17 protein-coding genes are annotated in these 24944 nt (G+C 68.6%); 12 read left to right on the forward strand and 5 right to left on the reverse strand.

Features of this window, described 5'->3' with window-relative positions:
• Nucleotides 1–20: 20 nt before the first annotated feature.
• The 3 genes from NR798_RS03750 to NR798_RS03760 all read right to left on the reverse strand — a co-directional run bounded on the left by NR798_RS03750 (nt 21) and on the right by NR798_RS03760 (nt 4658).
• Nucleotides 21–569 carry a hypothetical protein gene (locus tag NR798_RS03750; protein ID WP_375770014.1) on the reverse strand — a complete coding sequence of 183 codons (549 nt, stop codon included), beginning with the start codon at nt 567–569 and terminating at the stop codon, nt 21–23.
• Between the two features lie 578 nt (nt 570–1147).
• Nucleotides 1148–3442 (reverse strand): TonB-dependent receptor, encoded by a 2295-nt coding sequence (locus tag NR798_RS03755; RefSeq protein WP_375770015.1) that lies wholly within the window; start codon nt 3440–3442, stop codon nt 1148–1150.
• A gap of 301 nt (nt 3443–3743) precedes the next feature.
• Nucleotides 3744–4658 (reverse strand): LysR family transcriptional regulator, encoded by a 915-nt coding sequence (locus NR798_RS03760; protein ID WP_375770016.1) that lies wholly within the window; start codon nt 4656–4658, stop codon nt 3744–3746.
• A 74-nt stretch (nt 4659–4732) separates the two neighbouring features.
• Here NR798_RS03760 and NR798_RS03765 point away from each other — a divergent pair, with 74 nt between their 5' ends.
• The 4 genes from NR798_RS03765 (at nt 4733) to NR798_RS03780 (ending at nt 10754) form a co-directional block, all read left to right on the forward strand.
• A complete protein-coding gene (locus tag NR798_RS03765; protein WP_375770017.1) occupies nt 4733–5743 on the forward strand; it encodes an aldo/keto reductase in 1011 nt (336 codons plus the stop codon).
• A 143-nt stretch (nt 5744–5886) separates the two neighbouring features.
• Nucleotides 5887–8463 carry an SDR family NAD(P)-dependent oxidoreductase gene (locus tag NR798_RS03770; protein WP_375770018.1) on the forward strand — a complete coding sequence of 859 codons (2577 nt, stop codon included), beginning with the start codon at nt 5887–5889 and terminating at the stop codon, nt 8461–8463.
• A gap of 26 nt (nt 8464–8489) precedes the next feature.
• Entirely contained in the window at nt 8490–9668 is a 1179-nt protein-coding gene (locus tag NR798_RS03775; protein WP_375770019.1) for a lipid-transfer protein, read from the forward strand.
• Nucleotides 9669–9794: 126 nt separating this feature from the next.
• Nucleotides 9795–10754, forward strand: a complete 960-nt coding sequence (locus NR798_RS03780) for a DUF5995 family protein (protein ID WP_375770020.1) — start codon at nt 9795–9797, stop codon at nt 10752–10754.
• A gap of 9 nt (nt 10755–10763) precedes the next feature.
• Here the strand turns inward: NR798_RS03780 and NR798_RS03785 are convergent, their stop codons facing one another.
• A complete protein-coding gene (locus NR798_RS03785) occupies nt 10764–14747 on the reverse strand; it encodes a protein kinase (RefSeq protein WP_375770021.1) in 3984 nt (1327 codons plus the stop codon).
• A gap of 227 nt (nt 14748–14974) precedes the next feature.
• Between NR798_RS03785 and NR798_RS03790 the strand changes: the two genes are divergently transcribed.
• On the forward strand, nt 14975–17218 hold the full coding sequence (locus NR798_RS03790) for a CHASE domain-containing protein (RefSeq protein ID WP_375770022.1): 2244 nt from the start codon (nt 14975–14977) through the stop codon (nt 17216–17218).
• 6 nt (nt 17219–17224) lie between these two features.
• Here NR798_RS03790 and NR798_RS03795 read toward each other — a convergent pair whose 3' ends face one another.
• Nucleotides 17225–17989 (reverse strand): endonuclease/exonuclease/phosphatase family protein, encoded by a 765-nt coding sequence (locus NR798_RS03795; protein ID WP_375770023.1) that lies wholly within the window; start codon nt 17987–17989, stop codon nt 17225–17227.
• Between the two features lie 294 nt (nt 17990–18283).
• Here NR798_RS03795 and mmsA point away from each other — a divergent pair, with 294 nt between their 5' ends.
• From mmsA to NR798_RS03830, 7 genes are all read left to right on the forward strand, one after another.
• Nucleotides 18284–19768: a CoA-acylating methylmalonate-semialdehyde dehydrogenase gene (gene mmsA / locus NR798_RS03800; protein WP_375770024.1), complete on the forward strand. Its 1485-nt coding sequence runs from the start codon at nt 18284–18286 to the stop codon at nt 19766–19768.
• Between the two features lie 15 nt (nt 19769–19783).
• A complete protein-coding gene (locus NR798_RS03805) occupies nt 19784–21037 on the forward strand; it encodes a GTP cyclohydrolase II (protein ID WP_375770025.1) in 1254 nt (417 codons plus the stop codon).
• Nucleotides 21030–22220, forward strand: a complete 1191-nt coding sequence (locus NR798_RS03810) for a URC4/urg3 family protein (protein ID WP_375770026.1) — start codon at nt 21030–21032, stop codon at nt 22218–22220. Before NR798_RS03805 ends, NR798_RS03810 begins: the two co-directional genes overlap by 8 nt.
• A gap of 80 nt (nt 22221–22300) precedes the next feature.
• Nucleotides 22301–22939, forward strand: a complete 639-nt coding sequence (upp, locus tag NR798_RS03815) for a uracil phosphoribosyltransferase (protein WP_375770027.1) — start codon at nt 22301–22303, stop codon at nt 22937–22939.
• 34 nt (nt 22940–22973) lie between these two features.
• Nucleotides 22974–24041, forward strand: a complete 1068-nt coding sequence (locus NR798_RS03820) for a hypothetical protein (protein WP_375770028.1) — start codon at nt 22974–22976, stop codon at nt 24039–24041.
• A complete protein-coding gene (locus tag NR798_RS03825) occupies nt 23984–24274 on the forward strand; it encodes an AHH domain-containing protein (RefSeq protein WP_375773719.1) in 291 nt (96 codons plus the stop codon). The genes NR798_RS03820 and NR798_RS03825 overlap by 58 nt, the downstream gene beginning before the upstream one ends.
• Nucleotides 24201–24854 (forward strand): imm11 family protein, encoded by a 654-nt coding sequence (locus tag NR798_RS03830; RefSeq protein ID WP_375770029.1) that lies wholly within the window; start codon nt 24201–24203, stop codon nt 24852–24854. The genes NR798_RS03825 and NR798_RS03830 overlap by 74 nt, the downstream gene beginning before the upstream one ends.
• Nucleotides 24855–24944: the final 90 nt, after the last annotated feature.

The raw sequence follows: 24944 nt of genomic DNA on the forward strand, positions 1-24944 counted from the left end.
CCGCGAATGAGCGGCAGTGCTCAGGGGCAGGGAAAAAGTCTGTCCAGGGCCGTTATGGCCGCCGACGCGTCCACTGCCTCCGGATCCAACTTCTCCACCTGCGCCTTCAGGACGTCTGCCTCTGCCGGATTCCGCGCTCGCGCTTCACGCTCCAGCAGTGGCACGAGCACCTTCAGAAAGGCCCAACGTGCCGCCTTGGCCTCACCGGACGTGCACGTCAATTCCTGGAAGCGCTGGCGCACGATGATGGCCATGCCACGCTGCATCGCATGGTCGAGCTGCGCCCGTGCCCTGTCCCGCAGCTCAAGGTCATTGGCGGGAGTCGCGCGGTCCAGATCACGCCAGCAGCGTACAGCCAATGTCGCGTCATACGCGCGCTCATGCGTCGCTGGTGCCAGCTCTCTCACATAGCGCGCCAATCCTACCGGTTCCGTGCGTGGCGTTCCGCCGGTGTAATAGGCCCAGGCACTATCGCAATCCGCATCCTTGTTCGTGCAACTGGTAACCTCGGAGAGCGGCGACACGTAGAGGAACCACAACAACGCTGCTTCAATGCGCGCCGCATTCACGCGCGGTGTTTCACCCCTCATGCCAGAGGCAAACGCCTCGTTCACAATGGGCCGGAGCTTTGCCGGTCCAACACACCGGTCCGGGAATTCTATTGGAGTGGTGGCGCTCGAGTTGCAGGCAGTAGGAGCGGCCGGGTAGTGGATGTCCTCGCGTCGTTCAACCCGTGAGCCCAGACCCTCGGACTCTGTGTACCTCAGACGAGCTTGAGTGAAATCCTCTACGGTGGGTACTTTCTCGGGTCTCCACAATGTATCTGCTATGTAGTCGAAGGCTGCCACGCGGCCGATCGTGGAGATGCTGCTGTAGAGCCGGTGGTAGGTGTTGTCATCCGAAATGCACGTTGGCCACGTATCCAAAGTGGAGCCCGCCACTCGCGGTTGGTAGTCCGTGAGCAACGGTTGGCATGCGGATACGTCCTCGGTGTACGTGGGCTTGGTGATGCACTCACCCTGGGCATCAGTAACGGGAGGTTTGTGATCAGTTGGATCTGGTGGTTTACCGTTACATGCTGCGAGCGACGTGGCTACCACCACCAGCAATGATAGATGGGGAGATGGATATTTGATGCGAGTTTGTTTCATGGCGTGGCTCCTTCCAACGAGAGGACAACACCTCGGCTCGGGCCGTTCACACTCGAGCCATGATAGCGGTAAGGGGTGTCTAGCAGATTTTCCATGACGAGGGCCGCTGTCAGGACTTTGCCCATGCGATAGGAAACCCGGGCATCGAAGGTAGCAAATCCTGGTGTGCCCCCAAGGGGGATGCGCGCGTCCACGCGATCTGCGATGGCAAGCCGGGTCTGATCCGTAGCCCAACGTAAAGCTCCGCTCGCACCGAGGCCCGATGGATGCATCCAGATGAGTTCCACAGTACCGTTGAGCGGAGGTACCCGCGACAGCGGTACCCGCGACTCAAAAGGGATTGAGGGATCCGAGGGTGGCTCTGCCAGATTGGGACCCTCTCCCCAAGTCCAAGTTGCGGTAGCAGTGGAGACGAGCCCTGGCAACAATCGTAGCCGGACGGACGCTTCCAGCCCACGCAACTCGGAGAATGCTCTGGCGTTGACAAGTTGGAGGCGTGACCAGGAAACTACGCATTGGGGTGTGTTGAGAGGGCAGTCGACGGTATCTCGTGGCCGCTTTCCTACTGCGTCCTGCATCAGCACGGTGAAGGCCCAGAACTGAAGCGTCACCATGGGAGTTCGCACCCGCGCACCCAACTCCAGCGTGTTGGTCTTCTCCGGCAGAAGGTGTGGGTTTTCGAATTGGAAGCCAGGGCCCGTTTGCTGGCGTGAAGTAAGATCATCGAGGTTGGGCGCGCGGAAAGATCGATCTACGTTGGCCAGCAAGGCAAGCCCGTCCAAGGGGGTCCATTCCGCTCCTACATGACCCACCAAGGGCCACCAAGATCGGTCTATCGCCGCCGAACCAGACTCACTGTCCCCCGGTGCGTGTGCGGCCACCCACGAGGCCCGTGTGCCGGCTCGCACCATCAAGCGTTGGGTGAGCAGGAATTCCCCATCAAGGAAAACTCCTCCCTGAAGATACCAAGAACCATCAAGATACTGACCGCGACTGCGCCGCACCAGAAGATCCACATCGGTGAACCCAGTGGTGGACTCAGACCTGATGAGGTCCAAGTAGGTGTCCACTCCATATTTGAGCACGACCTGCTGTCCGCCCGGCAGTTCCGGGAGGCGTGTGTGTGCTCGGGCAGTGACGCCCCATGAATCTACGTCGTCAATTCCAAGTGAGTAGACGAAGGAGGCAGGACGATCATGACGACGGCGCTCGTGTTGGCGCTGCCATGAGAGGGTGACGCGGGCCTCCTGGGCGATGGGGCTGAGTGCTTTGGTATCCCAGGCCGCATAGGCGAGCGTACGGAACTGTTGCTCGTATTTCAGGCACTCATCATAGGGTGCATAGGGGGGAGCGCATTGGTCTGTGCGAGGTGCGTCGTACTGTCGATATACGTAACCAGCGAGGGTAAGAGTATCGCCAGGGGCAAGGCGCCAGACGGTCCGTCCATCAGCGGTGAGCTCGTCGAACCCCGTGCCCAGTTGGGTTCGCCCATTCGGGGCGAAGCGCGGCACGTCTGGAAGCCCACCATCGATGAGACTGCGAACCGGTCCAGAACTCTCCAGGAGAGACACTCGACGTGCGCCAATGCCTCCAACGAAGCCCACGCGTTCGCCCCAGCCTGCCTCAAGTTGAAGGCGGCCGCCCCGCTCCAGGTCAGCGCTCGCTCCTCGAAGCTGGAGCCGGGGGCGAGCCCAAGGACCCTGTCCTGAAAAGGAGGGCTCCAGCGGATGGGCCAGCAAGACTCCACCGAGAGCATCCGAACCAAACCGCGTAGAGCCCCCTCCACGCAATACATCTATGGAATCGATGGTATGGGAGTCGAGGGTGAAGAAATACTGGTTTGGGCCTTGGCGATAGGTGCTGTTGTTGACTCGGATGCCATCGAAGAGAAGAAGAGTTTGCTGGCCCGTAAGACCGCGGATGAATGCAGAGCCCTGGCTATGGCCAGTCTGTTGGACGAAAACACCCGGCTCGTAGCGCAGAGCATCAGGCGCGGAGCGAGGCAGGCGGCGCTCCAGGTCGGCGCGGCGGACAGTCGAAGAAGCCCGTCCCTTGGGAAGCGCCTGCTCGTCAGGATTTGCGGCTGTAACCGTGGTCTCTCGCTGAATAGTTTGGCTTGTTTCCTGATGAGGGGCTCCGGACTGCGTGGAATCTGCCCAGACTGTCACCGGAATTGCGCCGAGCACTCCCGCGAGTCCCCACCCAACCGCAGAACAGCACCAGTGGCGTGCCCCGCGCCATGAAGCACGCGCTCCCCTATGAGCCACAGATATTTGGTGCTCAATACACATGAGTGTGGACTATCTCACGACTATCTCCCAAGAGAAGATGCTTGCTCTTTTTTTCTCGCCTGTTGCAGTGGTCGTGAGTTTCTCACGGAACTCCTGTCCCCGAATGAGTCGTACCTGCTCCCGGAGGTTTCTTCCCTCCATCGATGTCTCATGTCGGCAGGCTAGGTGGAGCGGCTCGCCTCGCTCCTCAGGAGAGGCGCAGGGAGGTTCCCTCTTCCATCGTGCGCCAGGGTGGGGGCTTCGGCTCCCGCTCTCACGCGTGAGCGGTACGGGAGGGAGGGGAGAGCGCCTCTCCGCCCGCCTACCCGCGTGCTGTCTTCGCCACGCGGACCACCAGGCCGCGCATGAAGCGGATGGCCTCGTCGTCCTCGACCGTGCTCCGCCAGAGCAGCTCCATGGGCGCGCTCCCGAGGGCCATGGGCAGGGTGGCGGTGCGGAGGCTCGGACGCAGGGAGGTGAGCTCCCGTGCGACCACGGCGGGCACCGTGGCGAGCAGGGCGCTGCCCTCCACCAGCGCACCGATGCTGTGGAACGTCGGCACCGATACCCGCACGCGCCGCTGGACGCCGAGCATGTCCTCGACGATGCCGCGCAGGTCTCCGTTGTACGAGACGATGACGTGCTCGTGCGCGAGGTAGCGCTCCAGCGTCAGGGTCTTCCCCAGCCGGGTGTGCCGCGGGTCGTAGAGACACACGAAGCCTCCGGTGAACAGCTCGAGGCGCTGCGTGCCCGCCGGCAGCTCGTCGGCCACCGTCACCGCCAGGTCCACCGCCGAGGAGCTCAGCGCCTCGGCGATGGTGCGGAACTGGACCGGAACCACGATGAGCTTCATGCGCGGCGCCTCCTCGGCGAGCAGCCGGAGGAGCGGCGGGAGCAGCCACGTCTCGTTCGCGTCCGAGAGGCCGAACCGCACGGTCCGCTCGCTCGTCTTCGCGTCGAACGTGGTGGGAGAGACGGCCGCCTCGACGAGCGCCTGGAGGTGCGGCCGCGCTGAAGCGAACAGGCGCTTCCCGCGCGTCGTGAGCGCGAGCCCTCGTCCCGCGCGCACGAAGAGCGGGGCCCCGACCGTTGACGTGAGGCGCCTCAGCGCCGCGCTCACCGCCGGCTGCGTGAGGTACAGGCGGCTCGCCGCCTCCGTGACGCTGCCCGCCTCCGCCACCACGACGAAGACGCGCAGCAGGTTGAGGTCGAGATCCTTCTCATAGATGCCGTGCATGATTGGGATACATCCTATTCATTGGATTTCAGCGTGTGAATCCATAGTCTTTCTCGCAGAAGGAGAGACGGACGATGAGCACGCACGACGCGAAGAAGACGCAGCGCACGGTGAAGCTGGGCTCCACGGGTCCCGAGGTATTCCCGCTGGCGCTCGGTTGCATGGGAATGTCTGGCATGTACGGCGCGACCGATGACGGCGAGAGCATCCGCACCATCCAGACGGCGATCGATCGGGGCGTCACGCTGATCGACACGGGGGACTTCTATGGGATGGGCCACAACGAGCTGCTCGTGGGGCGTGCCATCGCGGGCCGCCGGGAGCGCGTCCAGGTCTCCGTGAAGTTCGGCGCGCTCCGCGGGCCGGATGGGAGCTGGGGCGGGGTGGACACGCGCCCCGCCGCGGTGAAGAACTTCGTCGCCTACAGCCTCAAGCGCCTGGGCGTGGACGTCATCGACATCTACCGCCCCGCACGGTTGGATCCCGCCGTCCCCATCGAGGACACCATCGGCGCCATCGCGGACCTCGTGAAGGCCGGCTACGTGCGCCACATCGGGCTCTCCGAGGTCGGCGCCGAGACCATCCGCCGCGCCCACCGCGTCCACCCCATTGTCGATCTGCAAATCGAGTACTCGCTCGCCAGCCGCGGCCCCGAGGCGGAGATCTTCCCCGTGCTGAAGGAGCTCGGCATCAGCGCGACGCTCTACGGCGTCCTCTCGCGCGGCCTCCTCACCGGCAGCAAGCCCAAGGGCCCGGGCGACTTCCGCGCGTATCTCCCCCGCTTCACCGGCCCGAATCGCGACAAGAACGAGGACGTCGTGGGCGCCCTCCAGCGCTTCGCCCAGGAGCGCCGCATGACGCCGGGGCAGCTCGCCATCGCCTGGGTGCTCGCACGCCAGCCCGCGTTCGTTCCCGTCGTCGGGACGAAGACCGTCGCGCAGCTCGAGGACGCCCTCGGCGCCCTGGACCGGACCCTGTCCCAGGAGGACCTCGCGGCCCTCGAGTCGCTCGTGAGCATCTCCGGCGACCGCTACGGCGCGGAGCAGATGAAGCACCTCGACAGCGAGCGCCACGCGCACCCGTAACGCGCGGCGTCGTGACGCGGAGTCAAACCCGGGGTCCGTGGCACCCTCACCCCGTCCCTCTCCCGGTGGGAGAGGGGTGATTGATTGACTCACTTGTCAAAGTGCCCGTCTCGTCGTCTGCTCCCGGTCCGCAAGGAGACTGAATGGGCAACGAGCTTCGTTTCGACGGGAAGGTCGCCATCGTCACCGGCGCCGGCAATGGCCTGGGCCGCTCACACGCGCTGCTGCTCGCGAGCCGTGGCGCGAAGGTGGTCGTCAATGACCTCGGAGGGTCCAGCACCGGCGGCGGCCGTGGCTCCGAGGCCGCCGACAAGGTGGTCGCTGAAATCAAGGCCGCCGGTGGCGAGGCCGTCGCCAACTACGACTCCGTCGAGGACGGCGTGAAGATCGTCCAGAGCGCGCTCGATACCTGGAAGCGCCTGGACATCGTCATCAACAACGCCGGCATCCTCCGCGACACCAGTTTCCAGAAGATGACCGAGCAGGACTGGGAGCTCATCTACCGCGTCCACGTGCTCGGCGCCTTCCGCGTCACCCAGGCCGCCTGGCCCCACCTGCGCGACCAGGGCTATGGCCGCATCCTCTTCACCGCCTCGGCCGCCGGCATCTACGGCAACTTTGGACAGGCCAACTACAGCATGGCCAAGCTCGGCCTCGTGGGCTTCGCCAACACGCTCGCCATCGAGGGCCGCAAGAAGAACATCCTCGTCAACGCCATCGCCCCCATCGCCGGCAGCCGCATGACCGAGACCGTCCTCCCCAAGGAGGTCGTCGATGCGCTCCGCCCCGAGTACGTCAGCCCGCTCGCCGCCTGGCTCTGCCACGAGGACTGCCAGGAGACCGGCGCCCTCTTCGAGGTCGGCGGCGGCTTCATGGCCAAGCTGCGCTGGGAGCGCACCCGCGGCAAGGTGTTCAAGCTCGGCCGCGCCATCACCCCCGAGGCCGTCCAGAAGTCCTGGGAGTCCATCACCGACTTCACCGAGGCCACCCACCCCACCGACGTCGCCGCCGGCATGCAGCCGGTCATGGACAACCTCACCTCCCAGAGCAAGGGCGGCAACGAGTTCATCGACGTCGACGCCGCGCTCGGCTACGAGTTCCCCGAGACCCGCTCCTCCTATGACGAGCGCGACCTCTCGCTCTACGCGCTGGGCGTGGGCGCCGCCCAGGATCCGCTCGACACGAAGGAGCTCCAGTACGTGTACGAGCTCCACGGCGAGGGCTTCCGCCCGCTGCCCACCTACGGCGTCATCCCCGCGCTCAACTCCGTCCTGAAGATGTCCGCCGAGGGCAAGCAGGCCCCGGGCCTCAACTACGGCCTGGACCGCGTCCTCCATGGCGAGCAGTACACGGAGCTGCTCCGCCCGCTGCCCGCCAAGGCCACGCTGCGCCACAAGGGCCGCATCAAGGACATCTTCGACAAGGGCAAGAACGCGCTCGTCGTCACCGAGGTGACCAGCTACGACGCACAGACGGGCGAGCCGCTCGTGCGCAATGAGATCACCACCTTCGTCCGCGGCGCGGGTGGCTGGGGTGGCGAGCGCGGGCCGGTGACGGATGTTCCCGCTCCGGAGCGCGCGCCCGACGCCGTCATCACCGAGAAGACGCACGAGAATCAGGCGCTCCTCTACCGGCTGTCTGGAGATTGGAACCCGCTGCACGCCGACCCCGAGTTCGCGCGCAACTTCGGTTTCCAGAAACCCATCCTCCACGGCCTGTGCACCTTCGGCTACGTGGGCCGCCACGTCATCAAGGCCTTCGCCAACGGCGACCCGCGCCTCTTCAAGAGCATCCGCGTGCGCTTCGCCGACACCGTGCTGCCCGGCGAGACGCTCCGCACCGAGATGTGGAAGGAGGGCGAGCGCGTCATCGTCCGCTGCAAGGTCGTCGAGCGCGACAAGGTCGTCATCAGCAACGCCGCCGTGGAGCTCCACAAGGAGGTCCCCTCGGCCCAGGCGAAGCCCGCCGCCTCCGCGCAGGCGAGTGCTCCCGCCGCGGCCGGTGGTGGCGCCAGCGCTCGCGTCTTCGAAGCCATCCGCGCCTACGTGGCCCAGCACCCCGAGCTCGTCGCCAAGGTGGCCAACGTCTACCTCTTCAAGCTCACCCAGCCGGACAGCACCTGGACGTTGGATCTCAAGAACGGCCCCGGCGCGGTGCAGCAGGGCGCGCAGGGCAAGGCCGACTGCAGCCTGGAGCTCACCGACGCGGACTTCCTCGCCATGACCTCCGGCAAGGCCGATCCGCAGAAGCTCTACTTCGGCGGCAAGCTCAAGATTACCGGCAACGTGATGGCCTCGCAGAAGCTCGGCTTCCTCTCCAAGGTGGGCCCCGCTGGCGAGGGCTCGGCCCCCGCGAAGGCGTCCGCGGCTCCGGCTCCGGCCGGTGAGAAGACCGGCAACGGCCAGGCTCCGGCCATCTTCAAGGCACTAGGCGAGCGGCTGGCGCAGAAGCCCGAGCTGGCCCGCGAGCTGGGGGCCGTCATCCAGTTCCACCTCACCGAGCCCAAGGGCTCCTGGGTGGTGGACGGCAAGGGCACTCCCGGCGTGCGGGAGGGAACGGCCGAGAAGGCGGACCTGACGCTCCGTCTCTCGGACGAGGACCTGGCGGCCCTGGTGCAGGATCCGCAGGCCGTGCAGCGGCTCTACCAGCACGGCAAGCTGCGGGTGGACGGGGATGTCCGCATCGCCTCGCGCCTGGGCTTCCTCAAGCAGCTCATCTGACGCCACACGAAGAAGGAACCACCACCATGGGACGTCGAGTCAATGTCATCGGAGTGGGGATGGTGAAGTTCGCCAAGCCGGGCGCCAGCGAGGAGTACGACGTGATGGCCTCCAAGGCGGCCCAGGCGGCCATCAAGGACGCCGGCATCAGCTATGGCGACATCCAGCAGGCCTATACGGGGTATGTCTTCGGTGACAGCACCTGCGGCCAGCGCGCTGTCTACTCGGTGGGCCTCACCGGTATCCCCGTCATCAACGTGAACAACAACTGCTCCACCGGCTCCACCGCGCTCTACCTCGCGCGCCAGGCCGTCGAGGGCGGCATGGCCGAGTGCGTCCTCGCGCTCGGCTTCGAGAAGATGGAGAAGGGCGCGCTCGCCTCCAAGTTCGACGACCGCGCCAATCCGCTCGAGCGCCACGTGGACACCATGAACCGCGCCCAGGGCATGAACCAGTCGCCCTTCGCCGCGCAGATGTTCGGCGGCGCCGGCCGCGAGTACCGCTGGAAGTACGGCACCAAGCGCGAGACCTTCGCGAAAATCTCCGAGAAGGCCCGCAAGCACGCCAGCAAGAACCCCTTCGCGCTCTTCACCCAGACGCTCTCGGTGGAGGAGATCCTCGCCTCGGACGAGGTCTTCGATCCGCTCACCCGCTACCAGTGCTGCCCGCCCACGTGCGGCGCCGCCGCGGCCATCGTCTGCTCGGATGAGTTCGCCCGGAAGCTGGGGCACACCAACCCCGTGTACATCGCCGCCCAGTCGATGACCACGGACCTGCCCTCCAGCTTCGGCGACAGCATGATCAAGATGGTCGGCTTCGACATGGCCGCGCTCGCCGCGAAGCAGGTGTACGAGAAGTCCGGCGTCAGCCCCGAGGACGTGGACGTCGTCGAGCTGCACGACTGCTTCACCGCCAACGAGCTCCTCACCTACGAGGCGCTCGCCCTGTGCAAGGAGGGCGAGGCGGAGAAGTTCATCTGGGACGGCGACAACACCTACGGCGGGAAGTTCGTCACCAACCCCTCGGGCGGGCTGCTGTCCAAGGGCCATCCACTGGGCGCCACGGGCCTCGCGCAGTGCACGGAGCTCGTCTGGCAGCTCCGGGGCCAGGCCGAGCAGCGTCAGGTCGAGGGCGCCCGCGTGGCGCTGCAGCACAACCTCGGCCTCGGCGGCGCGTGCGTGGTGACGATGTACCGCCGCGACTGAGCGGCCTGACGGGCGCCCGGGCCGTTCCCCGCCGCACGGGGGAGCGGCTTCGGATGCGCCGCGTCACAACGGGCGCTCTTCCTCTCCAACCCTCCTGGACGACGGGTACAGAGAGGGAGAGTTGCCATGGCGGATACGTTCACCGCTTCGCCGCGAGCCTGTGGCTCCGATTGCAAGGACGTGCACCACCGCCCCCGGAACACGGGCGAGGCGCTGCTCTGCATGAAGAAGGAGCTGACGCCGCTCTACGACCAGAACGACGGCCGCGCCATCTTCCTGCGCGCCTACTACGTCATGACCACCCAGGTGAACGCGGCGGTCCATGGGACGGGCGACTTCAAGGAGACGGGCCCCATCTTCTTCGAGCCCGAGTGTGTCGATCGGCTCACGGGCCGGTTCGCGGTGCTCTATTTCGAGTCTCTTTCCCGCTCCCAGGCGTGTCCCGCCGAGAAGCCCAGCTGCGCGGCCTGGGGGAAGGCCATGGAGCAGGCCATGCGGCCCCGGCCGAGCGTCCTCCAGAACCTGCTGCTCGGCATCAACGCCCACATCAACTTTGATCTCGCCCTGGGCATCCATGACGTCATCCGGGGCGACCTTCAGCGCATACGGCAGGATGTGAAGGACCCGGGCGAGCGCGAGCGCCGGAGCGCGGAGCTGCTGGCCCGGTGGAAGTTCGACCATGACCAGATGAACAACGTGCTGGTGCGCTGCAACCCGAAGATCCAGGAGGTCCTGGGCAGGGAGTTCCGGGGTGCCATGGGCGTCTTGAGCAGGCTGTTCGGTCTGTTCGACGAGCTCATCACCATCACGGGGCTGCGGTACTACCGGGACCGCGTTTGGAACAACGTGCTCGGCATGCTGGCGGCGAGACCGGAGGACCTCGAGAAGGTGAAGCTACGGCTGGGCTGGGAGTCGCTGCAGGTGGCCGAGTTCATCATCGACGGGGGCTGGCTCAACAACGCGCTGTACCGCCTGGACCGGAGACTGCGCCGGGGGAGCTCCGCGGGCAGGTTCCAGCCCGAGCGGGATGGGGTGGAGGTCAACGCGGGGGGACCTCTGGGCCACCGGCTCCAGCGGCCCTTCTGAGCCCCCAGGCTACGGCGGGTGGTGCTCCGCGGCGAGCGCCCCCAACGCGTCCTGTGCCCGCTCCTCGAAGCCACGCGCACCCTGCTGGCGGGCCACCTGGATGGCGCGCAGGAAGCACTCGCGGGCCTCCGCCTCGTGGCCGAGCCCCCGCAGGGCCTCGCCCCGCAGCCGGTTCAGCTCGGCCTCGTAGAAGTGCTGGCCCTCGGTGGGCGCCCGCTCCAGCGCCTCGGTGAGGAGCGTCAGGGCCTCGTGCGGCTGCCCCAGCTTCAGGTGCAGCTCCGCCAGCAGGCCGAGGTCGTGGTGGAACAGGCCGGCGCTGATGCCCGGTCCCGTCCAGGCGGCAATGCCCTCGCGGATGAGCGCCAGCCCCGCGCGCGCCTGCCCCAGCTCGCCCATGGCCCAGCCCTGGATGAGCGTGGCCCAGATCTCCGAGGCCCGGAAGCCGTGCGCGCGCGCGAGCGAGATGGTCTGGGCGCTCCACTCCAGGGCGCACCGGGCCTCGCGGCGCAGCTGGCAGGCCACGCAGATGTAGTTCAGCACGGTGGCCAACGTGTGCGGGTGGCCGATGCGCCGCGCCAGCTCCAGCGCCTGCTGGCTGGAGCGCCGCGCCTCCTCGTTCCGGCCGAGCGTCGAGTACACCATGGCCCCGAAGGCCAGCGTCGTGGCGCGCGGGTTGATCCACTGCTTCTCGGCGATGGCCCGGTGCGCCTCGAGGGGCAGCTCCGGGCAGGCCAGTCCCCGCTCGACGTGCTCCAGGGCGGCGGCCAGCTCTCCCCAGATGTAGAAGGTGGCCGCCATCATCCGGTGCCCCAGGGCGAGCAGCTCCATGTCCTGGTGGCGCTCTCCCTGCGCCACGAGCTGTCTGGCGAGCTCGTGCGCCACGCCGTACTCGGCCCGCGAGAAGGAGTAGACGAAGAGGCCCCAGTAGGAGAGCTGCAGCCGGGGGAGCGCCTCACCCACCTGGGGGATGAGCTCGCGCGCCCGGGTGTACGTGCGCTCCACCTCCGGGGAGCGGTAGCCCTGCACCTGGGCCAGCGGGATGCCCAGGGCGATGAGCAGCCGCAGCTCCTCCTGGAGCCGCTCCGGCGAGTCCGGTTGCCGGCGCAACAGCCGCAGGGCCTGCTGGAAGTGGCTCACCGCCTCCCGGTTGGCCGAGCGCAGGCTGGCGCGTTGCCCGGCCAGGAACCAGTAGCGGATGGCCGGCTCGTCCTCACCGGCCTCGGTGTAGTGGTGGGCAAGCAGCTCCGGCTGTGTCTGGCGCACCTCGGGGGACTGCTCCAGCAGGGCCTCGGTGATGCGATGGTGCAGCTTGCGGCGCGCGCTGCGCGGCAGCGACTGCCAGGCCGCGTCCTGGATGAGGGCATGGCGGAACCGGTAGCCGGGCCCGGCCCGCTCGTGGAGGGGCTGCAGGAGCCCGGCCTCGACGAGTCCCTCCAGGTCGCGTTCGAGCGCCGCCGGGCTCCGCCGTGACAGCGTGGCCAGCAGCGCCTGCGAGAAGCTGCGCCCGATGGCCGCGCAGCACTGGGCCAACGCCTTCTGCCTCGACGGGAGCAGATCCAACCTCGCCAGCAGCAGCTCGTGCAGGGTGATGGGGATGGCGTCCGGGGTGCCACGCTCCAGCACCATGTGCGTCAGCTCCTCCACGAAGAGGGGGACGCCGTCCGTCCGGGCCACCAGCTGCTGGACCACCGCCGGGGGCAGGCTCCGGCCTCCCGCGGCCTCGCGCACCAGCGTGGCGGTGTGCTCCGGAGACAGCCGCTCCAGCGTGAGCGGGTGCAGCCGGGGATGGGCGGGCCAGGGCGGGTGGAAGTCGGGCCGGGCGCTGAGGACGAAGAGGATCCGCTGGGACTCCATCCTCTCCACGAGGTAGCCGAGCAGCTCCAGGGTGGAGGGGTCCGCCCAGTGCAGATCCTCCACCACGGCGAGCACGGGGTGCTCTTGGGCCACGTGCGACAGCAGCGCCGCCAGCGCCTCGAGGGTGCGCTGCTTGCGCCGCTCCGGTGAGAGCTGGAGGGGAGGCCGCTCCTCGGGCTCGGGCAGGGAGAGGAGCTGGCTCAACAGGGAGATGTGCTCCGCGGAGAGTCCCAGCGACTCCGGCACCGCCGCGTGCGAGGCGAAGAGGCGCCGCAGCACCTCGATGATGGGCTGGAAGGCACTGGTACTGGACTGCGGCCAGCACTGGCATTGGAAGTGGATGCAGGCGTCCTGGCAGATCCTCCCGTGCAGCTCCTGGATGAGCCGGGACTTGCCCACCCCCGCCTCGCCGGTGACGAGCACGAAGCCGCCCTGGCCCCGCCGGGCCTGCTCCCAGTGCGCGAGGAGCCGTTGCATCTCCGGCTCCCGTCCCACCAGGGGCGTGAGGCCGCCGGTGACGATCGCCCTCTCGAAGCGGTACGACGAGGGCCGCTCGCGCAGCACCCGGTACAGGTCCAGACGCACCATCCCCGAGAGGCCCTCGTAGACGGAGGGACCGAGCGGCTCGGCCTCGAACCTCCCGCGCACCAGCGCCCAGGTGGCCTCGCTGGCCACCACGGTGTGGGGCCCGGCCTGTGCCGACAGCCACGTCACCACCTTCGGGGCCTCCCCCTGGAGGACGAGGCCCCGGTTGCCGTGCTCGCGCGTGGGCTCGCTCAGCGTCACCTGATCCGTGTGCAGGCCCACCTTCACCGCCAGCACTCCCAAGGCGAGCCGGGGCAGCTTGCGCTGGAGGGCGGCGGGCAGCTCGCGGGCCAGGGCCAGCCCCGCCTGGACCGCGTGCTCCGAGTCGTCCTCGCGCACCGCCGGGTAGCCGAAGCAGGCCAGCACCTCGTCGCCCATGGCCAGGACGATGGAGCCGCCCCGCTGCTGGACGAGCTCCGCGCACCGCTGGTGGAAGGACTCCTCCAGCTCGCCGATGTCCTCGGCGTCCAGCGCGTGCCCGGGCGCGGCCAGTCCCGTCAGCCGGCAGGACACCAGCGTCACCTGCCGCCGCTCCGGAGACACGCGGCGCGGCGCCTGTCCCCGCAGGCCGAGCGCCTCCCTCACCTCGCGCAGCTCCTCGACGAGCTCCTGCCCCGTCTGGTAGCGCCGCTCGGGCGCCTTGGCCAGCATCGTGCGCAGCAGCGGCTCCACCTCCCGGGGCAGCTCCGGGTGGTGCTCGCGCACGGACGGGACGGGCTCGGAGGAGAGCACCCGGGCGCGCAGCTCCTGCAGGTTGGCGGTGGGGTAGGGCGTGGCGCCGGTGAGCATCTCGTACAGCACGATGCCGGTGGACCAGATGTCCGTGCGCTCGTCTTGCCGCTCGCTGCTCCATTGTTCCGGCGCCATGTAGGCCGGCGTGCCGGCGTTGGGCAGGTCCTCGAAGCCCGGCGTGCTGCTCTCCTCCAGCAGCCAGGCCAGGCCGAAGTCGAGCAGCTTCACCTCGCCCTCCCGGGTGAGGAAGACGTTGCTCGGCTTGAGGTCGCGGTGGATGACGTGGTGCTCGTGGGCATGGGCCAGCCCCGCGGCGATCCCCGCCAGGATGCCGAGCGCGCGCCGGGGCTCCAACCGCGGCTCGCGTTGCAGCAATGTCAGGAGGGACTCGCCCTCCAGGCACTCCATGATGAGAAAGGGGATGCGCGGCTCCCACGACGCCCCCTCCCACTCGGAGGTGTCGAAGAGGCGGACGATGTTGGCGTGAGCGAGCTGCGCGATGGCGAGGGCTTCCTGCCGCAGCAGGGAGAACATCTGGTTCTCATCCAGGGGCGTGCCGGGGAGCAGGAACTTGAGTGCCACCTCCCGGCGCAATTGGGCATCCCAGGCGCGGAACACCCGGCCCATGGAGCCACCGCCCAGCTGCTCGAGGATCTGGAACCGCTGGCCGTCACCGCCGCCCAGCCGCTCGCCGAGCGTGGGGATGCGCAGCAGGGCGGACTCCTGGGAGACGGCCTGGAGCAGGTCATCCCCGAAGTCCGAGTCCTCTAGCCCGGGCCCGGAGCCGTCTCCCCCGTCATTCCGACCGGTGTTTCCCGGCATGGTCTTCCCCCAATGTCCCCGCCCGGCATGGCTGGACCCCAAGTTAGGGAGCATCCACTGTCCGGACAACGCAAGCAGCCCGGGAGGGCAAGGCGCTTCCCAGGGGATGGTCCGGGCTCCCTGGAGGGTTGTGCACCGAGCATCGCATCCGTCCATCCCCGGCTGATGCGAGAAGCAGGTCCGCATCAGAGGGGGGATGACACCGACCGCTGGTCTACCTGCCCGCCGTGACGAAACTCTTCCGCCTCCTTCCGTTCCATCGCCTGCCCCGGCACCTGATCCCGGTGGGCGTGCTCATCCTCAGTCTGCTGCTCACCTCCGGCGTGTGTGTGCTGCTGGGGGTGGCGGCGCGCGCGCGGGACGAGGCGCGCTTCGAGAATCTGGTGCAGACGACCTCGGATCGCATCCAGCGCCGGTTGGACACGTACATCGCGCTGCTGCAGGGGACCGAGGGCCTGTTCGCTACCCAGCAGGAGGTGACGCCGGAGGAGTTCTCCGCGTACGTCCAGCTCTTCGAGATCCAGTCGCAGTACCCAGGTATCCAGGGGCTGGGTTTCACCCGGCGCTTCTCGCGCGAGGAGCGCACCCGGGTCGAGCACCAGACACGCACCGCCCTGGGCCTGCCGGGCTTCCATGCCTGGCCCGAGGTCCCCGGTGACGAGCTCCACTCCGTCGTCATGCTGGAGCCGCGCGACATGAGGAACCTGGCGGCCATGGGCTACAACATGTTCTCCGAGCCCATGCGCCGCGAGGCGATGACGCGTGCCCGGGACACCGGCCTGCCCTCGCTCACCGAGAAGGTGACGCTCAAGCAGGAGATCCACCAGGACAAGCAGGCGGGGTTCCTCCTGTACCTGCCCGTCTACCGGGGCGGGCACGTGCCGGCCACGCTGGAGGAGCGGCGCGAGAGGCTCGTGGGCTTCGTCTACAGCCCCTTCCGCGCGGACGACCTGCTCAACGGCATCTTCGGCACCGAGCGGCAGCCGCGTGTGGCCTTCCAGCTCTACGACGGGCTGGAGGTGGGCGAGGAGCGCCTGCTGCACAGCTCGCACGGCCCCGAGGCGCTGGCACACGAGCCGATGTTCACCACCACCACCACGCTGCTGGTGGCGGGGCGGCCCTGGACGCTCTCCTTCTCCTCGTTGCCGGCCTTCGACGCGACGGCCTCGGGGCCCATGGTGTTGCCCTTCTCGGGGCTGGGCGTGCTGGTGAGCCTGGGCTTCTTCCTCATGATGCTCGCCCAGGTGCGGGCGCGCGGGGAGGCGGAGCAGAGCGCGGACGGGCTGCGTGTGGCGCTCGCCGAGCGGGCGCGCGTGGAGGAGCAGTTGCGCGAGGCGGACCGGCGCAAGGACGACTTCCTGGCCATGCTGGCCCACGAGCTGCGCAACCCCCTGGCGCCGGTGCTCACCGCCGTGCAGCTCATGGACCGCAAGCAGCAGCTGGGGCAGGGCACGGAGCGCGAGCGCGAGGTGGTGGAGCGCCAGGTGCACCACATGCGGCGCCTGGTGGATGACCTGCTGGACGTGTCGCGGGTGACGCGGGGCAAGATTCAACTGCGCAAGCACCCGGTGGACCTGGTGCTCCTGGTGGGGCGCGCGGTGGAGTCGGCACGGCCCTTCGCCGATTCACGCGAGCACACGCTGCGCGTGGAGCTGCCGCGAGGGCCGGTGTGGACGGAGGCGGACCCGGTGCGCGTGGTGCAGGTGCTCACCAACCTGCTGCACAACGCGGCCAAGTACTCGGAGTCCGGTGGCCGCATCACCCTGACGCTGGCGCGCGAGGGGGGCGAGGCGGTGGTGCGGGTGGCGGACACGGGCATGGGCATTCCGGCCGAGGCGCTGCCGCACCTCTTCGAGCCCTTCATGCAGGTGGCGCGCACGCTGGAGCGGGCGCAGGGCGGCCTGGGCCTGGGGCTGACGCTGGTGAAGCAGTTGGTGGAGATGCACGGCGGCCGTGTGGAGGCCTGGAGCGAGGGCGTGGGCCGGGGCAGTGTCTTCACGGTGCGCCTGCCGCTGCTGCCCGAGGCGCGCGTGCCGGTGGTGCCCGTGGAGGCACCGGCCGCGCGGGAGCCCTCTGGCGAGGGACGCCGCGTGCTCGTGGTGGACGACAACGTGGATGCCGCCGAGCTGCTGGGCGAGGTGCTGGAGATGGACGGGCACCAGGTGACGGTGGTGCACGACGGCACGGCGGCGCTGGAGCGTATGGACGCCTCGGAGCCCGAGGTCATCTTCCTCGACATCGGCCTGCCGGGGATGGACGGGTACGAGGTGGCGCGGAGGATTCGGGAGCGCTCGGGCGGTGCGGGCCCGCGGCTGGTGGCGGTGACGGGCTACGGGCAGGCCTCGGACCGGCAGCGCTCGCGCGAGGCGGGTTTCGACGCGCACCTCGTCAAGCCGGTGGAGCTCGAGCGGGTGCGCGAGCTGGTGGAGGATCTGGGCGGTAGCGGCTCCGGTGCGTCCGCGTTGAACTGACGGCCCTCAGCGGGGCGTCTGGAAGTCGAAGAGCGCGCGGACGGGGAAGTGGTCCGAGCCGCCCGAGCGCAGCACGCGGGCCTCGGAGAAGGTGAGCCCCCGCCCGAGGATGTGGTCGATCTCCACCACGGCGGGCAGGGCGGTGTTGGCGCCGGGCCAGGTGTTGCCGCAGGAGGCGCCGGGTCCGTCACAGGCGTGCGAGAAGCCCGCGGCGGCGAAGGCCTTCATCGCGTCGGCCTGGCGGCCCTCGTTCATGTCTCCGAGGAGCAGCATGGGGGCCTTCTCGTTTTCGTAGCGCTCCATCAGTGCCTTGCCCTGCTTCGCGCGCAGCTTCGCGTTCTTCTCCAGGGACACGAGCAGGCCATCGGTCTTGATGTGTTTCGCGCCGGGCGCCATGAGGTGCACGCACACCACCTTCAGCCGCTGCCCGCCGAGCCGCACGTCCGCCTCCATGCCGGGAATGCGGTGGGGCTTCTCGGGGAAGCTCCCGGTGCGCAGCAGCGGATGCCGGCTCGCGATGCCCATGCCCCAGGTGCCTTTGCGCGGCGTGAGCACGGTGTGGGGGTACTCCTTGCCCAGGCGCTTGCGGAAGGCCCTGGCGAAGCCCGGCGTCAGCTCCCGCAGGCAGAGGATGTCTGGCTTCTCCTTCTCGATGACGTCGAGCGACTGCTGGATGTCCTCCGCGGGGGCGTCGTAGAGGACGTTGTAGGCCATGGCCTTGAAGGGCTGGCCCGAGAGCAGGGCGAGCACCACGAGCAGGGGGGCGTGCATGCCCCTTCCGGGTGCAGGGCCGGGGCCAGGGGATTCGCGGGGCGGACGTGGCTCCGAGGGGACAGCGCCGTGGTTGCCAGGACGCGCGGGCGTGGCCCGGGGAACGCGGGAGCGCATCCCTGGCGCGTGATTTCGTCCGTGTCACTGCGCGCCGCGTCGTAGGGCCCGAATGTTGGGAATCAGACCGGCTTTCCGGTCGCTCGCTCTCCCCCCGGATTACCGGGTTTTCCAAACCTCTTGTTATGCTCACAAGCCACTCACAAGTCACTCAGTTGTCACAGTGGGGGAGCGCGAGTGTCCTTTGTCCAGTTGCCCGAGAGCGTCAACACCTGCCGCAACCTCGTGGGAGGCGAGTGGCTCGTGCCGCGAGACGCCTCTCTGCTCGATGTGCACAGTCCCTATACCGGTGGAGTCATCGGCCGCGTGCCGCTGACGCCCGCGGAGGGAGTGGCCCAGGCGGTGGAGGCCGCCCGTGCCGCGGCGCCCGGCTGGCGCGCCACGCCCCTGCGCGAGCGCACCACGCTCATGGCCCGCTTCCGCCACCTGCTCGAGTCGAACCTGGAGCGCCTGTCCCACCTGGCCGCCAGCGAGGCAGGCAAGACGGTGGCCGAGGCGCGCGCGGGCCTGCTCAAGGGCCTCGAGGTGTGTGACTTCGCGCTCTCGCTGCAGAACCTGGACACCGGCGGCGCGATGGAGGTGAGCCGCGGCATCTCGTGCGAGTTCCGCCGCGAGCCGCTTGGCGTGGTGGCGGGCATTACCCCCTTCAACTTCCCGGCCATGGTGCCGCTGTGGATGTTCCCCATCGCGGTGACGGTGGGCAACGCCTTCATCCTCAAGCCCTCGGAGAAGGTGCCACTGACGGCGTGCGCGATGGGCGAGCTGATGGTGGAGGCGGGCATTCCGCGCGGCGTCTTCTCCGTGGTGCACGGCGGGCGCGAGACGGTGGAGGCGCTGGTGGCCCACCCGGATGTGCGCGCGGTGGGCTTCGTCGGCTCGTCCGCCGTGGCGCGGCGCGTGTACGCGGAGGGCAGCGCGCAGGGCAAGCGCGTGCTGGCGCTCGGCGGGGCGAAGAACCATCTCATCGTCGTGCCCGACGCGGACGAGGCCCTCACCGCCCAGTCCGTGGTGGACTCCTTCACCGGGTGCGCCGGCCAGCGCTGCATGGCGGCCAGCGTGCTGCTCGCGGTGGGCGACGTGCAGCGGATCGTCGAGCAGGTGCGCGAGCGCGCCTCGCGGCTGGAGCTGGGGCCCGGTATGGGCGCCCTCATCGACCGCGCGAGCCTCACCCGCCTGGAGACGGCCATCGCCGCCGCGGAGCGCGCGGGGGCGCGGGTGCTGCTGGATGGGCGCGGGAAGAAGCCGGCGGGGGAGAAGTGGGCGGCGGGCAACTGGCTCGGACCCACGATTCTCGACGGGGTGCGCCCGGACATGGAGGCGGCGCAGCGGGAGCTGTTCGGCCCGGTGCTGTCCATCGTCCGCGTGCCCACGCTGTCGGCCGCGCTGGAGGTGGAGAACGCCTCGCCCTACGGCAATGCGGCCTCCATCTTCACCACCAACGGCGCGGTGGCGCAGGCGGTGGTGGAAGGCGCGCGGGTGGGCATGGTGGGCGTCAACGTGGGCGTCCCCGTGCCTCGCGAGCCCTTTTCGTTTGGCGGTACCGGCGAGTCCAAGTTCGGCCACGGTGACATCACGGGCCCGTCCAGCCTCGGCTTCTGGACGGACCTCAAGAAGGTCACCCGCAAGTGGACCACGCGCACCGATGGCAGCTGGATGAGCTGAGCTGAGAGGATTCCCATGGCAGACAAGAAACCCGTCAATCACATCCGTCTCACCTCGCACCCGGACAGCGACGCCCAGGTCACCCCCATCCGCTGGGGAGACCCGGAGCCGATGCGCCGCGGCCCCGTCATCGCCACGCTGACCGAGCCGGCGCACCGCAACGCCATCGGCACGCACTCGGGCTCGTACGCCATCTACCGGGCCGTCGCCGTGGCGGCCGGGCAGCTCACGCAGGACCACCGGGCGGACCTCACCAACACCGCGCCCGCGGTGCAGATCGGCCCCCACAAGGCCTGGGCGAACCCCGAGCGCATCGTGTCGATGGATCCGTGGGGCGCCGTGGCTCCGCAGGCCTTCCGCGCCTACATGGACCAGGGCATGGACATCCGGCCGTCCATCGCCATCACCCGTGCGCACATCAACATGCCCGAGCTGCGCGATGCCATCACCGCCGGCCGCCTCAAGCCGGATGGCAACATCCTGTGCGCCAACGGCGACGTGAGCGTGGTGAAGGCCGCGGTGGAGCCGGTGTGGTACCTGCCCGGCATCGCCAAGCGCTTCGGCCTCACGGAGGCGCAGCTGCGCCGCGGCCTCTTCGAGCAGACCGGCGGCATGTTCCCCGAGCTCATCACCCGCTCGGACCTGGAGGTGTTCCTGCCGCCCATCGGGGGGCTGACCCTCTACTTCTTCGGGGACATGGACACCATCTCCAACCCGGACATTCCGCTGGCGGTGCGCGTGCACGACGAGTGCAACGGCTCGGACGTGTTCGGCAGCGACATCTGCACGTGCCGGCCCTACCTCACGCACGGAATCGAGGTGTGCATCGAGACGGCCCAGCGGGGCGGCGCGGGCGTCATCGTCTACTCGCGCAAGGAGGGCCGCGCGCTGGGCGAGGTGACGAAGTTCCTCGTGTACAACGCGCGCAAGCGCCAGGAGGGCGGGGACTCGGCGGCCACCTACTTCCACCGCACCGAGTGCGTGGCCGGTGTGCAGGACATGCGCTTCCAGGAGCTGATGCCGGACGCGCTGCACTGGCTGGGCATCACCCGCATCCACCGCTTCGTGTCCATGAGCGACATGAAGCACGACGCCATCGTCCGCTCGGGCATCGAGATTCTCGAGCGCGTGCCGATTCCGGAGGAGCTCGTCCCCGCGGACGCCAAGGTGGAGATGGAGGCGAAGAAGGCCGCCGGCTACTTCACCACGGGCAAGGTGGCCTCCAAGGAGGAGCTCGCCGAGGTGAAGGGCAGGTCACTCGATGCGTGAGCCCTCGTCCGCCGTGGCGTACCTGCGCAGCCCTCGCGCCATCCGCGAGCGCTGCCGGGCCCTGCTGGAGCTGGGCACCGCCGGCCTGTTGAAGCATTTCCGCGTGGACATGGACCGGCTGCCCGCCGTGGCGGACTACGTGCTGGCCGTCACGCGCGAGGCGTACCCCACGCTGGACATTCCGGTGCACAGCCGGTGGGGGCACTTTGACGTGGGCGGGGTGCGGCGCAACGCGGAGCTGGATGCGCGGCTGGCCTCGCTGCCGCGCGCCGAGCGGGCCCGGGCGAAGCTGGACCTGGTCATCACCAGCGTGCTGCTGGACGCGGGCAGCGGGCCCACGTGGAAGTACGTGGAGGCCGGCGGTGGCACGTATGCGCGCTCCGAGGGCCTGGCCGTGGCCAGCTTCCGCATGTTCCTCGCGGGGGCGTTCTCCTCGGATCCGGCCCAGCCGCTGCGGGCGGATGCCGAGGGGTTGCAGCGGTTGACGCTCGAGTCGCTGGCGCGGGGCTTCCAGGTGACGGAGGCCAACCCGCTGGCGGGGCTGGAGGGACGGCTCGCGCTGCTGCAAGGGCTGGGACGGGCGCTGCCGAGGCCCGGCGCGCTCTATGACATGCTCGCGGCGTGGGGCCCCCGGGTGCCCGCGGCCGAGGTGCTGGGGCGGGTGCTGGAGTCGCTGGGGTCCATCTGGCCGGGGCGCATCACGCTGGACGGGGTGAACCTGGGCGACGTGTGGCACCACCCGGTGATGGGAGCCGAGGGGAGTCCGGACTCGCTGGTGCCCTTCCACAAGTTGTCCCAGTGGCTGACGTACTCGCTGCTGGAGCCGCTGGAGGAGGGCGGCATCACGGTGACGAACCTGGATGTGCTTACCGGGCTGCCCGAGTACCGCAACGGGGGCCTGCTGGTGGACCTGGGCGTGCTGGTGCCGAGGGACGCGCGGCTGCTGACGGACGTGTTCGCACCGGGCTCGGAGCCCATCGTGGAGTGGCGGGCGCTGACGGTGGCGCTGCTGGACGAGGTGGGGAAGCTCGTGCGCGAGCGGCTGGGGATGACGGCGGAGCAGCTGCCGCTGGCGAAGGTGCTGCAGGGCGGGACGTGGAGCGCGGGCAGGAAGATCGCCGCGGAGAAGCGTCCGGGAGGCCCGCCGCCCATCCGCATCGAGAGTGACGGGACGGTGTTCTGAGAGCCGCTCTCCCTCTCCCGCTGGGAGAGGGTGGGGGTGAGGGTCTTCTTTCTTTTTACCCGAGCGACGAGGAGGGAGCCGTGACGTACCCTGACAACTGCACCGTGGTGGACCACCCGCTGGTGAAGCACAAGCTGACCCTGATGCGGCGCAAGGACACGAGCACGGCCTCGTTCCGCGCGCTGTTGCAGGAGATTTCGCTGTTGCTCGCCTACGAGGCGATGAGGGACCTGAAGGTGCGCGATGAGACCATCGAGACTCCGATGATGGAGACGGTGGCGCCGGTGCTGGATGGAAAGAAGCTGGTGCTGGTGGCGATCCTGCGCGCGGGGCAGGGCATCCTGGACGGGATGCTGCAGTTGGTGCCGAGCGCCCGCGTGGGACACATCGGCCTGTACCGGGACCCGAAGACGCTGGCGGCGGTGGAGTACTACTACAAGGTGCCGAACCAGCTGGCGGACCGCGACGTCATCATGTGTGACCCGATGCTGGCGACGGGGAACTCGGCGGTGGCGGCGCTCAACCGGGTGAAGCGCAGCAAGCCGGGGAGCCTGCGATTCGTGTGTCTGCTGGCGTGCCCCGAGGGCCTGGCCAACCTGCGCGAGCACCACCCGGACGTGCACGTCTACACCGCCGCGGTGGACGAGAAGCTCGACGAGCACGGCTACATCCTCCCGGGTCTGGGAGACGCGGGCGACCGGCTCTTCGGCACGCGGTAGCTCGGGGAAGAGGGGTCGTGCATGCTGCCAGGGCATGAGTGCTCGCTGCTGGCAGCGCATGGCCGTGGCCCTGTGGCTCGTCCTGTTGGTTTCGTGTGTCACGTCGCCGGAGCGGTTGCCTCCGGAGGGGCGGAGTCTGGCCCGGCCCCAGGTGGTGCGGACGAGCACTCTGCCCGGAGGTGCACTGAGGCTCGGCTTCGAGCCATTGGCGCCTGACGCGGCCCTGGAGCGGATTCGAGTGGAGGAAGCGCGGGCGGTGCTCGCGGCCTTCCATGCATCCTTCTCGCGAGAAGAGGGCCGCCGCTTCCGGCTGGTGAGGGCCTCGACGCAGCCGGGGCCCGCGGAGTGGGAGCAGCGGCTGCGGGAGGCGTTCGTGTCCCGGTTCGGCCCGCCAGAGGTGGCGCTGCCCGGGTCACTGGAGACGAGCCCCGTCCTCCAGGCCCTGAAGCTGTCTCCCCGGTACATGGGCGAGGGTGTGCGGGAAGCGGCGAGGGAGCTGTTCAGCTCACGCGTCTTCCTCACCAGCGTGACGCTGTCGGTGCTGGTGTACTTCAGCGCGTGGCTGGCGCCCGAGCCGTTATTCACCAAGGCATTCGTGGCGACGTGGACCCTGCGGCTGGCGCTGGCGGTGGGGGCGTGGGAACTCGGTCAGTTCGCGCGAGCGTGCGCGAGGCTGTACCAGGAGGCCGAGGCGGCGAGGACGGTAGAGGAGTTGGAGGCGGTGGCCGAGCGCTTCGGCAAGGCGGTGGGAGGCACGGGGCTGAGGGTGTTGATGCTGGTGGCCAGCATGGGAGTGGCCAAGGGGTTGCCCGAGGTACCCCAGGGAGGACTCGGAGCATTGCTGCGCGCGCCCCGGTTCGCGCTGCCCGGGGGGCTGTCGATGGGGGGAGCGCAAACGGTGCAGATGGTGGCCGATGGCACCGTCATCGTGACGGAGTGGCGGCGGGGACGGCAGCGGCTTCCGCCGTGGGCAGCGCCTGCACGGACGGCTCCGAGAGCCAGGACGGCTACCACTGGCACCACCTGGCCACGAACAAGAATGAGATCTCAGCGGTTTCTGGGGGACCCTGGACGCCGCTCTTCAAGGAAATCTTCGAGCTAGCCGAGATGGGACTGGATGCAGCGGAGAACCTCGTCTACCTCAAGGGCCACAAAGGTCCGCACCCAGCGGAGTACCATGAAGCTGTGTACGAGAAGCTCAGCGTAGCGGTCAGGGACTGCGGGACCGCTCCTCAATGCAGGCGCAAGCTTGCGAAGGCTCTTGAGGAGCTCGCTGCCGAGGTGTGCACTCCGGGGTCACGGCTCCACCGGCTGGCGACAAGGTCTCAGGACTGAGGACGAATCGAGCGGCATGCCCAGATATTTCGATTTGAAGGATGACAGATACCATCCGGGGCGGTGGCACTTGGGAAATCCCAGGGATGAGCAGGGGCAACGAATCAACCCCTGGCAGTTCTTCAACGGCAGACGGCTCGAGTTCCAAGGGACGATCCGTTTCCCCGTAAAGCCCGATGGCGTGGAACTGGACTTCTGTTGGGCGGCCTTCTCCATCCCCGTGGTGCACGGCCGCTTCGTCCAGCTCTTCGAGCGGCTGGGCGTCCAGGACGTACAGTTCATCCCCGTGCAGGTGGAGGGCCACACCGAACCCTTCTTCATCCTCAACACGCTGCGCACCCTCCGCTGCGTCGACGATGCCCGGTGCGAAGAGGTGCAGTACTTCAAGCCCGAGGATGAGCAGCCCGAAAAGGTGGGCGAGTACAAGTTCATCGCGGGCCTGCGCATCGACCCAACGAAGGTGGGGGATGCCCGCATCTTCCGCCCCTGGGGCTGGACGGGCTCGCTCATCGTCTCCGAGGACCTCAAGCAGGCCCTGGAGGCCGAGCGCATCACCGGCACGCGGTTCGTCGAGGTGTGAGCAGGCCTTCCGCACGGCCCCGGATTGCTTTCTGTCCCGGCCGCGTTTACCTTTTCGAGCGATGATTCTCCTGACGTGCCAGCGTCGATT

The organism is Archangium gephyra (assembly GCF_042230915.1).
Taxonomy (GTDB): Bacteria; Myxococcota; Myxococcia; order Myxococcales; family Myxococcaceae; genus Archangium; species Archangium gephyra_B.